This is a genomic window from Aquimarina sp. Aq78 (genome assembly GCF_900299525.1).
Lineage (GTDB): Bacteria > Bacteroidota > Bacteroidia > Flavobacteriales > Flavobacteriaceae > Aquimarina.
Window position 1 is genome coordinate 282,236 of sequence record NZ_OMKA01000023.1, and the last position, 12,158, is coordinate 294,393.

Genomic DNA, 12,158 nt, shown 5'->3' on the forward strand with positions numbered 1-12,158 from the left:
ATTATATCCCGATTACCCTCTAATGTTTTACCTTACCCTGAGACTGGTTTTTTAATATCTAAATATTAAAAAAGAAATAACTACAATGATAGTTTTATTAGGCTACCTCATTAGTAAACTCCAATGTCAAAATTTCATATAATACTGTAATGATAATACGATGAAAACAAGTTCTGTATATATAAAAAAAAATGTACTAAATAATGATCTTATCACAATAGTAAATGATAATGGATATTTTGTTGAGTCAAACCCTCAATGGTCTGTTTTACTAGGGTATGGCAAAAAGGAATTGTTAAGTATTCCTTATTTAACTTTGGTGCATTATGAAGATAGGAGTAAAGCCAAACAGGCAATCGAGCGTCGACTGCAAACTTCTAATTCTGAGCCATTCAAGATTAGGCTTATTAGTAAAATGGGTGATATTATATGGTTTGAATGGATTATAACCAAAATAGGATATGAAGAAGGGTTTTTGCTAATTGCAAAAGATATAACTCAAAAAAAATTAGAAAAATCTTCTGTAGAAGCAGATTTAATTGCTTTAAAGCTTAAAAATAGACAATTAGAAGATCTATTTAACCTAAGTCAGGATTTAATAACCATTTCAAATCCTGAAGGGTATTTTACCAAATTAAACCCACAATGGAGTAAAACTTTAGGGTATACCGAAACAGAGTTAATGGATAGTCCTTATTTAACATTTGTTCATCCAGATGATCGACAAAATACTGTTGCAGAAGCCGCAAAACAATTTGATGGCACTACTATATTTAATTTTAGGAATAGATACCTTACTAAAACAGGAGAAATTGTTTGGTTAGATTGGAATGCCACCGCATTGGATCATACTGGAGAAGTATTTGGAATTGCCAGAGATATTACAAAAGCAATCAGACAAGAACAAAAAATAGAAGCGACATTACAAGAATTGATAGCAAAAAATAAGCAATTAGAGGACTATGCCTATATTACTTCTCATAACTTAAGATCTCCAGTTGCTAATATCTTTATGCTTACCAAATTTTTAGAGGACAGTACTCTTACAAAAGAACAAATGAACTATACCGACATGATCAAAAATTCTGCAGAAGTACTTAATAAAACAATGAAAGATTTGATAAATGTGGTGCAGATTAATGAATCTACTGATATGACTATTCAAAATATCTCTCTTCAAGAAACATGTATTGAGGTAAAAAGGCAATTAAGTGCAAAAATCATGGAGACTCAGGCAAAAATCATTACTAATTTTGAAATTGAAGAAATTTCTTATTCGATTGCTTATCTAAGAAGTATATTTCTTAATCTTATTTCAAACTCTCTAAAATATTGCTCTTCTAAAAGAAAGCCTGTCATTTATATTTCTTCAGAAAAAATAAATAATAGAGTTCAACTAATATTTAGAGATAATGGTTTGGGGATTGATTTAAATAAATATGGAGACAAAGTGTTTGGGTTTAGAAAAACGTTTCATAAAAATGCTAATGCCAAAGGGTTGGGGCTTTTTATAATCAAATCTCAAATTGAAGCCTTAAAAGGAACAATAGCCATTGATAGCGAGCTTGATAAAGGAACTAAATTCACTATAAATATTGTGTTATGATTAAGGAGAACCATATTTTATGTCTTATAGATGATGATAATATTCATCAGTTTATTATAAAAAAGATTGTACATAAGCTTAGTCCTAATCAAAAACTACTTGTGTTTTCTAATGGAGAAGAGGGGATTAATTTCATAAGATCAACAATAGGAAAAATAGAGAAGTTACCAGATTTAATTTTACTGGATATAAATATGCCCGTTATGGATGGATGGGGATTTTTAGATGAGTTTATTACAATCACTCCAGATATAAAGAAAGAGATTATTATCTATATCTTATCATCATCAGAAAACCCTACAGATAAAGAAAGAGCTAAAAAATTTGAATTAGTTTCTGGATATCTAATTAAACCCATTAATGAAGAACAATTAGAGTCATTATTAGAAAACGTCTGATATAGTGCACTAGGTTTTCTATTACTATCAAATACAATATATGTTTGATGGAGTTATCAAACATATATTGTATTTGATGGGAGTTATTCTATACCAAATACTATCGAGAAGTATATACTAATCCAAATGAAAAAACGGATTCTTTATTATAATTTCTACCATCTAGAGTAGTGCCGTATCCGGCAGAAACACCTAAAGCATTTTTATAAACAGGAACATAAAAATCAAAAGAAAGATTCGTGAAATCTACTTCAGTTTCAGGTAAAATAGCTGGCCCTCCTGCGTTGCCAAATTCTGGGGTGCCAATATCATATCCCGACATAGAGTTTTGTATGTTGAGTTTTGCATGTACATAAAGAAACTCATTATAGTACCCTATTTTGGCACTATACAACATGGCATTAGGAATATCAAAATTATTGCTGTTACGTATACTATACCCAAATTGTAGTTCGCTAAATATTTTAAACGGTGTACTATACTGAAATATAGCTGAGCCATTAACAGTGGTAGCTTCATTGCCAAGAGAAAGTACACCCCCTCCTTTATAATTTCCTACAGGAAATGTAACTCCAGAAGCACCTCCCAAGGTTATATGAGAAGAGTTGTCGAATTTTTTCTCCAAAACTTTAGCTTTTAGAAAAATTCCTAAATCCTGAATACCATCTATCTGAGCTACATTTTGAACGGGATCAAGTGCTCCATCTTCACTTTCGACACTAATGTATGGTAAGGTAAGAGTTGTAGATAACCAATTTGTGATGGCATATTGGCTATAAAAAGAGATAATAGATGAAGAAATTTCTCCTAAACCAGCAGGATTTCCTTCAGATAAAGTAGATCCCCTATAGAACTGATCATAACTTTTGTATCCATAACTAGGAGCTAATGTAAAAGAATTCTTTTTAGGATAAAATCCATTTACAGGAATCTGCCCTATGGCATTTAAAAATGGTAAAATACATAATGTGATCCCTATTAGGGATCTTTTAGATTTGTGTAACATAACTGTAATTTTGGTTAATAAATAAGTAGACTTAGCCGTGCTCATCCAGTTCACCTTACCAATACTATATGTTACTCTTTTGTTAAGATTTATTAAGGCAATGTTAATTGAAGTCAAAGACCTATTGGCCTTACTTTTTTACCATAAATAGTTTGGTTTTTTACTTGATTGAGAAAACGTATTAAGATTTTACCTATTTGTTTTACCAAAATAGTAATCAATTATAATACTTTTATTTTCACATATTGATGGTAATACTCTTTGAATCCTTCATTTTCTCCAAGCCGTAACGACATTACCTTCATACAAAACTCGTCTTTGTTAATCCAAAAAACACTATTGTCTTCGTAAGAATGCAACCATTTTTGAAAAGAAACTGATAATCTCTTTACATAGTTATCTTCTTCTATATCATATAAATAAAAATTTGTAGGTTCTATCTCAAATACACCCATAAAAGCATTAATAATTTTTTTCTTATCTGGTGAGATGATTGGTTTTTCAGGAAAAGAGTGCTTTTTACCAGTGTTTTTATCAATTAGAATATAAGAATCTCCTGAACCATATTCGCCTGAGCCATATTCACTTTGACAAACTACGTATGCATTTAGACTGTCGATTGTTCCTATATATTTATAATGCTTTGCATCCATATCAGGAACCTCATCTGTAAGTGTAATTAATCCTTTGCTAGTTGGTAGGGTAATCGTTCCATTGTTTTTTTTTATCTCTAACGTATCTTCTCTAATTGTGAAGCTGTTTTTTTGATTTTTCTTTAACTCCTCATAAGTTTTTTTGGAGATTAGTTCTAAAGTGAGATAATTATCCAGATCAAAATCACTCTCCCCATCATAAGAATCGATGAACTTTAAATCGGAGTTGGATAATCGATAAAGCATAGGGTTTTTTGTGGTTAAGAATCCATCAAAAACATAACCTTTTATTGTAGTTATTTCTTTTGAATATATCAACACCCATTTACCATCAATAGTTTTTGTGTCTTCCTTAACCTGAAAAGCGTGATCCGTTTCTTCGATAATTTCAACAGGAGTCCCATAATCCAAAGTACTTATCTTTTCGGCATTAATATCAGGTTGTCTTCGTACACTAAGTCCGCTAGTCGCAGTTACATAATAAAATACGGTATTTTTAACTTTTTCTGAGGTTGATTCTGTATTGTTTTGGTGATCGATTTTATCCTGAACCTGTTGATTTTTTGTACTTCTGGTATCCTTACAATTTAGGAAAGGAATAACAACAAGTAGAAGCATTATGAGATTTAAAAATTTCCTCATTTCATTAGTTTTTAAATTATTTTGAAATAGAAAATAGTTCACCAGGTTGTGTATGGTTTTTTACTTAATTGAGAATTATAATATTTTTGATTCCCCGTAACTTCTTCTCCTAACCAATCTGGTTTTAGGAATGTTTCATTTTCGTCTTCTAATTCAATTTCGGCTATAATGAGGTCTTTGTTTTCTCCAAAGAATTCATCGACTTCGTAGGTGTGGTTTCCTAGAGAGATTTCATATCGTATTTTTTCGATGATTCCTTTTTCACATAAAAGCATCAATTGTTCTGCTTCTGATACATCAATTTCTTTTTCCCATTCAAATCGAGAAGTCCCCGAAATGTTGCCAATTCCTTTTACAGTAATAAAGGCGTATTCTCCTCTGATTCGAATACGAACTGTTCGTTCTGGGTCAGTATTTAGAAACCCCTGTATAATACGAGTGCTTTTTTGTGCTTCATTTTTAAAAGTTTCAGAGGTTACCAGGAATTTGCGTTCTATTTCAATCATGATTCATTATTCGGTTATTTCCGACGATGTAGAAATTTTTTATAATTAGAGATAAAGATATTATAATTTGAATCATCAATATCTATTATTTTTGTAAAGTGGAAGAGTCGGGTACATATAGAAAAATCATACATGTAGACATGGATGCATTCTATGCTTCGGTAGAGCAATTGGATAATCCCGAACTTAGAGGGAAGCCATTGGCCGTTGGAGGAGGAGGAAAACGAGGTGTGGTTAGTGCAGCTAGTTATGAGGCCCGTGTATTTGGTGTACGATCTGCAATGCCTGGTTTTAAAGCTAGGAAACTTTGCCCTGATCTAATTTTTGTTAGACCTCGATTTGATCGGTATCAAGAAATTTCTTCTAAAATCAGAAAAATATTCTTTGAGTATACAGATCTGGTAGAACCTTTATCCCTGGATGAGGCCTATCTAGACGTTACCGAGAATAAAAAAGGAAACCCCAGTGCAACACTAATTGCCCAGGAAATCAGAAAACAGATTTTTGATGAGGTTGGATTAACTGCTTCTGCAGGAATATCAATCAATAAGTTTATTGCCAAAGTAGCAAGTGACTATAATAAGCCTAATGGACAAAAAACAGTAAACCCCGAAGAGGTAATCGAGTTTTTGGAAGGTCTGGATGTTAAAAAATTCTATGGAGTTGGTAAAGTCACTCAGGCTAAAATGTATCAAATAGGGATTTATACCGGAAAAGACTTAAAATTAAAATCAGAAGAATTTCTTACTCAGCATTTTGGCAAATCAGGAGGGCATTACTATCGCATTGTAAGAGGAATTCATTTAAGCGAGGTAAAACCCAACCGTGAGCGCAAATCCCTGGCGGCAGAAAGAACCTTTAGCGAAAATATAGCTTCAGAAATTTATATGCTAGAGCGATTAGAAAGTATCGCAGAAGAACTTCAAAAACGCCTTAAGCGAAGCAAGGTTTCGGGTAAAACTGTGACTCTAAAAATCAGATATAGTGATTTTACGCTACAAACCCGAAGTAAAACATTACCTTATTATGTAAACGATACCGATATCTTATTAGAAACTGCAAAAGAATTATTGTATCAAGATAAGATGAAGAACTCTGTACGATTATTAGGGATTTCACTCTCTAATCTTAATACTGGTAAAGAGAAGAAAAAAGAAAAGGAAAAAGAAGAAATAGAGATTATTCAGTTACGATTTGATTTTTAATTTCAAATCTCACACAAAATCTCTGCGGCTCGTTTTAAAGTTTCTTCGGTTTTAGCAAAGCAGAAACGTAGCACGTTATCATCTTTCTGATTCAAGTTAAAAACGGATACCGGGATAGATGCAATCTTATATTCTTTGGTTAACCTTTCAGCGAAAGCTACATCACTTTCATTAGTAATAGCAGAATAATCCAATACCTGAAAATATGTCCCGGATGCTGGAGTAAACTTAAAACGAGAATCGGTAATCATAGATAGGAAAAAATCTCGTTTTTTTTGATAGAAATCAGGAAGGGAAAGATAATTTCCGGGAACTTTTAAATATTCGGCCAAAGCGTATTGCATAGGATGACTGCTAGAAAAGACATTAAACTGATGTACTTTTCTAAATTCTGTCATTAATTCTTTTGGAGCCAGGCAATACCCCATTTTCCAACCGGTAGTATGAAATGTCTTCCCGAAAGAAGCAGTAATAAAAGCACGCTCTGCTAATCCAGGAAATAATGCAGCGCTTTGATGTGCCTGGCCATCAAAAATAATATGTTCATATACTTCATCACTCAACAAAATAATATCCGTATTCTTTACTAATTTTTCTAATTGAAGCATATCTTCTTTAGACAAAACGCTTCCACTGGGATTATGAGGAGTATTGATAATGATCATTTTGGTTTTAGAAGTGATTTTAGCAGCTACTTCTTGCCAGTCTACGCTAAAATGAGGCGCAGACAACTGTACCGGAACGATCGTTCCTCCGAATAATTCGATAGATGGTTCATACGAATCATAGGCAGGTTTAAATATAATTACCTCATCACCAGGGTTTATAAAAGCCGAAATAATAGTAAAAATAGCCTGTGTAGCACCAGAGGTTATGGTAATATCGGTTTCAGGATGATAATTACTGCCGTATAGCGAGTTGGTTTTTTTAGTAATAACTTCTCTTAAAGAGAGCAATCCAGGCATTGGTGCATATTGGTTATATCCATTTTGCATGGCTTGAGTTACCAAATCAATTAGTTTTGGACTTGCCTCAAAATTTGGAAAGCCCTGAGATAGATTTAATGCTTCATATTGATGAGCCATTTTGCTCATTATTGTAAAAATTGTAGTGCCGACTTGTGGTAGTTTGGATTTGATATTTTGCATGCTTAAAAATAGTACAATTTTTGATTTAAAGCATTTCTTTTATCTGTCTTAAATCCTGTAAAACAGGATCAATTTCTTTTTTGTTTTTCTTTACCTTTTTCATCATACTTATAAACCCTACAATTAGTACCCAGCAGAAGGTAAGTGTATAGGCCCAAAAGGAAAACCAAAAACTAGCTCCTTTTAGAACTACCCGAAAATATACGAAAAGAATAGAAGCCAGTAAAATAAGATAAACCGGCATATACATACTTGTGATCCATTTGTAATAGGATAGTTTTTTAATCATTATTCTGGCAAAAGATGTTACATTTTTGTTGAGCTCAGGAGTTTTCCAGAAAAGTACCCTGTACCAAAGTATTACAAGAGTTATCAGAAGTAAAATACCCATACTTAATAAACTACCATAAAAAAGCGGGGTTCCACTATCATAGGCAGACCATAACCATCCTAAAACGATAAAAGTCGGAGCAAATAAAATGCTGGTCAATAAATTACTAAAAAGGATTTTTTTGTTCAGTTTTTTCAACTTTTCTAATAAAGAATCTGGATTTTGACTCATCTCTGTGTTTGATATATTAACCGATTTCCAATCATTTTTTAATTCTTCAAAATCACTCATTATTGTATATTTTTAAAAGTTTCTTTTTGATTCTGTTTATTCGTACACCTACATTACTGATTTCTATTCCTAATATATCTGCAATCTCTTTATAGCTTAATTCTTCAAGTACTAAACTAATAATGATACGTTCTTCTTTTTTTAGTAGTTGTATACATTGCATTAGCTTGCTTATTTTGTGTTCTTGTTCTGTTGTATTAGTATCAATCGTTTCTGCTATGCTTTCGGGAACTCCCCTACGAATTATTTGCTGATGTTTTTTGTTTTTTTTGTTGAAGGTAATTGTAGTGTTTAGCGTTACCCTATATAACCATGTGGTAAGTTGAGCATTACCTTTAAAATTCTTTAAACCATTCCAAATATTAATTAACACATCTTGATATAGGTCGTCTACTAAATCTCTTTCATATAAATACGCATGACAAATACGATAGACTTTATCTTTATGGTGTGTGACAATCTCTTTAAACAGTAATTCTCTGTTAGTGTTTTCCATTTACTTATTGATAAAACTTTTAACAGATTCATTAAAGGCCGTAGGATTATCCAACATGATAAAGTGCTCTGCTTTTTCAATTAATTCTACAGTGCAATTAGAACAATTTTGGTATTGTTGTTTGTAAATAGAAAGTTTTGATTTCTTGGTTAAACTAGGCATTTGTGCAATAGGCTCATTCCAATTTGTCAGTATCAAAGTAGGGATTTTAATAGAAGCTATAGGTGCTCTCAAATCATTACTCATCAATTCAAACATAGTAACCCCCAGAGTTCTTCTATCTGATTTTATAGCATCTTTAAGTACCCCATTAAGCTTGCTTTTATCTCGTATCATACTATTAAGAGTAGCTTTTAAATTTTGTTGCAAAGCCTCATCTGTCAAATGAATATAGGTATCTTTCATTGATGAATATGATGATTTTATAATTTCTTCTGTAATATTGGGGTTATTGGCACCTGCCAAGAAAGGTAATGCATCGACTATAATAAGTTTTGAAACGATAGTTTCATCTTCTATTGCTAATAATAAAGAAATAAAACCACCAATACTATGACCAATTAAAATACTATTTTCAGATTTGTGTTTGTTGATATATTGAATTAAATCTTTTTGAATTATAGGAAGAATAGAATCTTCGGTGATGGGTTTTGTACCAGAATATCCTGCCAGAGTAAAAGCATGGATTTTGTACTGATTTTTGTATTCGTTTATAGTCTCGTTCCAGACATTTGAGCTACATGATAATCCAGGGATTAAAAACAAAGTTTCTCCACTACCTTGAATCGAAACATCAAATGAATCATAATGCTCAATTTTTTGAGCCTGAAATGTATTGATCATCAAAAGTAATGCGAAAGAAAATAATGTAGTTTTCATGATGTAAATTTTTTATGATTTACCCTTTTAGTACCAGTGTAATAATTTTATTACACTTTTTATTAGCATATTTTTATACTAGATACGATTTGTTAAGATCTTTAACCACTACTGTCATTTTTGTTAAATAGCTAGAAAATAAAAGTTTAATAGAAAGTATTAATCGATTTGGAGATAGATAATCAATTAAGTCGCTTTCTTTTTTATATTCATTATAAATAGCGAAATAAACCCATGCTAAAGCTTGGCTAAAAAAGCATTGAACCCTATTTTTGCTTCACAACTAATTAAACATTTTAAATAATGGGTGGATTGATAAAATCTTCAATAGCTAGAAAAGTAGCCATGGCACTTTCGGGACTTTTCTTAGTTTTCTTCTTATTACAACACTTTACCATCAATTTTACTTCAATTTTCAGCGTAGATACATTTAATGAGTTATCTCATTTTATGGGTACAAATCCGCTAGTTCAATTTGCATTGCAGCCTGTACTTATTTTTGGAGTGGTTTTTCATTTTGTGATGGGTTTTGTATTAGAAATCAAAAACAAGAATGCCAGAGCGGTTAAGTATGCGAAATATAGTGGAGGAGCTAATTCTTCATGGATGTCTAGAAATATGATTTATTCTGGATTAGTGATTCTTGCATTTTTAGGGTTGCATTTCTATGACTTTTGGGTTCCAGAAATAGTACATAAATATGTAGAATTTGCACCAGAAGATCCAACACGATATTATACAGAATTACTACATAAATTTGAGAGCCCTATTCGTACTGGGTTATATGCACTTTCATTTGTGTTTTTAGCATTGCATTTGTGGCATGGGTTTGCATCTTCGTTTCAATCTGTAGGATTTAATAATAAATATTCTATAGCAGCAACCAAGTTTGCTAAAGCTTTTGCAATAGTAATTCCTGTAGGGTTTATTGTTATCGCCTTAGTGCTTCATTTTACTCATTAAAAACACCACTAGTATGTCAATTTTAGATTCTAAAATACCTGAAGGTCCACTGGCAGATAAGTGGACAAATTATAAAAATAAAATTAACCTGGTTAATCCAGCGAATAAACGAAACATAGATGTTATCGTTGTTGGTACAGGATTAGCAGGAGGAAGTGCGGCTGCTACATTGGCCGAGCTTGGATATAATGTGAAAACATTCTGTTATTCTGATTCTCCTCGTCGTGCACATTCGATTGCAGCGCAAGGAGGAATTAATGCAGCAAAAAACTATCAGGGTGATGGTGATTCTGATTACCGACTGTTTTATGATACTGTAAAAGGAGGAGATTATCGTTCTCGTGAAGCTAATGTATATCGATTGGCAGAAGTTTCAGGAAATATTATAGATCAGTGCGTAGCACAAGGAGTTCCTTTTGCACGTGAATATGGCGGATTGTTAGATAACCGTTCTTTTGGAGGGGTATTGGTATCTCGTACATTTTATGCCAAAGGACAAACAGGGCAACAATTGCTTCTTGGAGCATATTCTGCAATGAATCGCCAGATTAACAGGGGGAAAATACAAACTTTTAACCGTCACGAAATGTTAGATTTGGTGAAGGTTGATGGTAAAGCTCGTGGAATTATTGCTCGCGATCTGGTTACAGGAGAAATAGAACGTCATTCTGCTCACGCTGTGGTATTAGCAAGTGGTGGATACGGAAATGTATTTTATTTAAGTACCAATGCAATGGGGAGTAACGTAATGGCAGCATGGAGAGCACACCGTAGAGGAGCTTTCTTTGCAAATCCTTGTTATACCCAGATTCACCCAACTTGTATACCAGTATCTGGAGATCATCAGTCTAAATTAACATTAATGTCTGAATCGTTGCGTAACGATGGTCGTATATGGGTGCCAAAAAGAATGGAGGATGTAGAAGCTATACGTGAAGGTAAATTGAAACCAACGCAGTTGTCTGAAGAAGAAAGAGATTACTATCTGGAGCGTCGTTATCCAGCTTTTGGTAACCTGGTACCACGTGATGTAGCTTCGAGAGCAGCAAAAGAACGTTGTGATGCCGGTTTTGGAGTGAATAAAACAGGAGAAGCTGTATATCTGGATTTTGCATCAGCAATCCAACGATACGGAAAAGAAAAAGCAATGACTTCGGGTATGCATAACCCTTCTAAGGAAGAAATTACGAAGATGGGAGAGGAAGTTATCGAAAGTAAATATGGGAATCTATTTCAGATGTATGAAAAGATTGTAGATGAGAATCCTTATAAATCTCCGATGATGATCTATCCTGCTGTGCATTATACCATGGGAGGTCTTTGGGTAGATTATAACTTACAAACTACTATACCAGGATGTTATGCCGCAGGAGAAGCAAATTTCTCTGATCACGGTGCAAACCGTCTTGGAGCATCAGCATTGATGCAAGGGCTAGCAGACGGATATTTTGTGTTACCATATACGATTGGAGATTATTTATCTAGTGATATTAGAACAGGGAAAATCCCAACAGATACACCAGAGTTTGATCAAGCCGAAAAAGAAGTTAAAGATCGTATCGAGAAATTAATGGGTGGATCAGGAGAACATTCTGTAGATTATTACCATAAGAAGTTAGGTAAAATCATGTGGAATAAATGTGGAATGTCTCGTAATGAGAAAGAACTAAAAGAAGCTATCGAAGAAATCGCAGTACTACGGGAAGATTTCTGGAAAAATGTAAAAGTTCCGGGAACGGTTAATAGTATGAATCCAGAATTAGAAAAGGCAGGAAGAGTAGCTGATTTCTTAGAATTGGGAGAGTTATTTGCCAAAGATGCATTAAATCGCAATGAATCTTGTGGAGGACATTTTAGAGAAGAATCTGTAGAACAGTCTGGAGAACAAAAAGGAGAAGCACTTAGAGACGATAAAAACTTTAAGTATGTAGCAGCGTGGGAGTACAAAGGAGAGCCTAAAGATGCCGAACTGCATAAAGAAGATCTGGTCTTCGAAAACATTGAATTAAAAACACGTTCTTATAAATAAAAAGC

The 12,158-nt window shown here is 33.1% G+C and carries 12 protein-coding genes; 5 read left to right on the top strand and 7 right to left on the bottom strand.

Going from position 1 to position 12,158, the window contains the following annotated elements; translation table 11 throughout:
• Window positions 1–160: 160 nt before the first annotated feature.
• Together DG435_RS14355 and DG435_RS14360 are read left to right on the top strand one after the other, a co-directional pair.
• A complete protein-coding gene (locus tag DG435_RS14355) occupies window positions 161–1,606 on the top strand; it encodes a PAS domain S-box protein (protein ID WP_106792866.1) in 1,446 nt (481 codons plus the stop codon).
• Complete coding sequence (locus tag DG435_RS14360) at window positions 1,603–2,004, top strand: response regulator (protein ID WP_234387105.1); 402 nt, start codon at window positions 1,603–1,605, stop codon at window positions 2,002–2,004. The genes DG435_RS14355 and DG435_RS14360 overlap by 4 nt, the downstream gene beginning before the upstream one ends.
• 100 nt (window positions 2,005–2,104) lie before the next feature.
• Here the strand turns inward: DG435_RS14360 and DG435_RS14365 are convergent, their stop codons facing one another.
• From DG435_RS14365 to DG435_RS14375, 3 genes are all read right to left on the bottom strand, one after another.
• Window positions 2,105–3,010 (bottom strand): hypothetical protein, encoded by a 906-nt coding sequence (locus DG435_RS14365; RefSeq protein ID WP_106792924.1) that lies wholly within the window; start codon window positions 3,008–3,010, stop codon window positions 2,105–2,107.
• A 221-nt stretch (window positions 3,011–3,231) separates the two neighbouring features.
• A complete protein-coding gene (locus DG435_RS14370) occupies window positions 3,232–4,305 on the bottom strand; it encodes an SH3 domain-containing protein (protein WP_106792865.1) in 1,074 nt (357 codons plus the stop codon).
• A gap of 38 nt (window positions 4,306–4,343) precedes the next feature.
• On the bottom strand, window positions 4,344–4,811 hold the full coding sequence (locus DG435_RS14375; protein WP_106792864.1) for a CYTH domain-containing protein: 468 nt from the start codon (window positions 4,809–4,811) through the stop codon (window positions 4,344–4,346).
• A 98-nt stretch (window positions 4,812–4,909) separates the two neighbouring features.
• On the opposite strand from DG435_RS14375, the gene dinB reads away from it, so the two are divergent.
• On the top strand, window positions 4,910–6,016 hold the full coding sequence (dinB, locus tag DG435_RS14380) for a DNA polymerase IV (RefSeq protein WP_106792863.1): 1,107 nt from the start codon (window positions 4,910–4,912) through the stop codon (window positions 6,014–6,016).
• A 2-nt stretch (window positions 6,017–6,018) separates the two neighbouring features.
• On the opposite strand, the gene DG435_RS14385 is transcribed toward dinB, so the two are convergent.
• The 4 genes from DG435_RS14385 to DG435_RS14400 are packed head-to-tail and all read right to left on the bottom strand — an operon-like array spanning window position 6,019 to window position 9,161.
• Complete coding sequence (locus tag DG435_RS14385; protein ID WP_106792862.1) at window positions 6,019–7,164, bottom strand: methionine aminotransferase; 1,146 nt, start codon at window positions 7,162–7,164, stop codon at window positions 6,019–6,021.
• 25 nt (window positions 7,165–7,189) lie between these two features.
• Window positions 7,190–7,786, bottom strand: a complete 597-nt coding sequence (locus tag DG435_RS14390) for a hypothetical protein (protein ID WP_106792861.1) — start codon at window positions 7,784–7,786, stop codon at window positions 7,190–7,192.
• The gene (locus DG435_RS14395; protein WP_106792860.1) at window positions 7,779–8,282 is read right to left on the bottom strand and encodes an RNA polymerase sigma factor; all 504 of its coding nucleotides are present in this window, start codon (window positions 8,280–8,282) and stop codon (window positions 7,779–7,781) included. The genes DG435_RS14390 and DG435_RS14395 overlap by 8 nt, the downstream gene beginning before the upstream one ends.
• Window positions 8,283–9,161, bottom strand: coding sequence for an alpha/beta fold hydrolase (locus DG435_RS14400; protein WP_106792859.1), 879 nt, complete (start codon window positions 9,159–9,161; stop codon window positions 8,283–8,285).
• 303 nt (window positions 9,162–9,464) lie between these two features.
• On the opposite strand from DG435_RS14400, the gene DG435_RS14405 reads away from it, so the two are divergent.
• Both DG435_RS14405 and DG435_RS14410 read left to right on the top strand, forming a co-directional pair.
• Window positions 9,465–10,124 (top strand): succinate dehydrogenase cytochrome b subunit, encoded by a 660-nt coding sequence (locus tag DG435_RS14405; protein ID WP_106792858.1) that lies wholly within the window; start codon window positions 9,465–9,467, stop codon window positions 10,122–10,124.
• Window positions 10,125–10,137: 13 nt separating this feature from the next.
• Window positions 10,138–12,153, top strand: a complete 2,016-nt coding sequence (locus tag DG435_RS14410; RefSeq protein ID WP_106792857.1) for a fumarate reductase/succinate dehydrogenase flavoprotein subunit — start codon at window positions 10,138–10,140, stop codon at window positions 12,151–12,153.
• Window positions 12,154–12,158 lie beyond the last annotated feature (5 nt).

Excerpts from the sequence above, each read along its gene's own strand:
- DG435_RS14355 (WP_106792866.1), top strand. The coding sequence starts at position 161 with ATGAAAACAAGTTCTGTATATATAAAAAAAAATGTACTAAATAATGAT.
- DG435_RS14360 (WP_234387105.1), top strand. The coding sequence starts at position 1,603 with ATGATTAAGGAGAACCATATTTTATGTCTTATAGATGATGATAATATT.
- DG435_RS14365 (WP_106792924.1), bottom strand. The coding sequence starts at position 3,010 with ATGTTACACAAATCTAAAAGATCCCTAATAGGGATCACATTATGTATT.
- DG435_RS14370 (WP_106792865.1), bottom strand. The coding sequence starts at position 4,305 with ATGAGGAAATTTTTAAATCTCATAATGCTTCTACTTGTTGTTATTCCT.
- DG435_RS14375 (WP_106792864.1), bottom strand. The coding sequence starts at position 4,811 with ATGATTGAAATAGAACGCAAATTCCTGGTAACCTCTGAAACTTTTAAA.
- DG435_RS14385 (WP_106792862.1), bottom strand. The coding sequence starts at position 7,164 with ATGCAAAATATCAAATCCAAACTACCACAAGTCGGCACTACAATTTTT.
- DG435_RS14390 (WP_106792861.1), bottom strand. The coding sequence starts at position 7,786 with ATGAGTGATTTTGAAGAATTAAAAAATGATTGGAAATCGGTTAATATA.
- DG435_RS14395 (WP_106792860.1), bottom strand. The coding sequence starts at position 8,282 with ATGGAAAACACTAACAGAGAATTACTGTTTAAAGAGATTGTCACACAC.
- DG435_RS14400 (WP_106792859.1), bottom strand. The coding sequence starts at position 9,161 with ATGAAAACTACATTATTTTCTTTCGCATTACTTTTGATGATCAATACA.
- DG435_RS14405 (WP_106792858.1), top strand. The coding sequence starts at position 9,465 with ATGGGTGGATTGATAAAATCTTCAATAGCTAGAAAAGTAGCCATGGCA.
- DG435_RS14410 (WP_106792857.1), top strand. The coding sequence starts at position 10,138 with ATGTCAATTTTAGATTCTAAAATACCTGAAGGTCCACTGGCAGATAAG.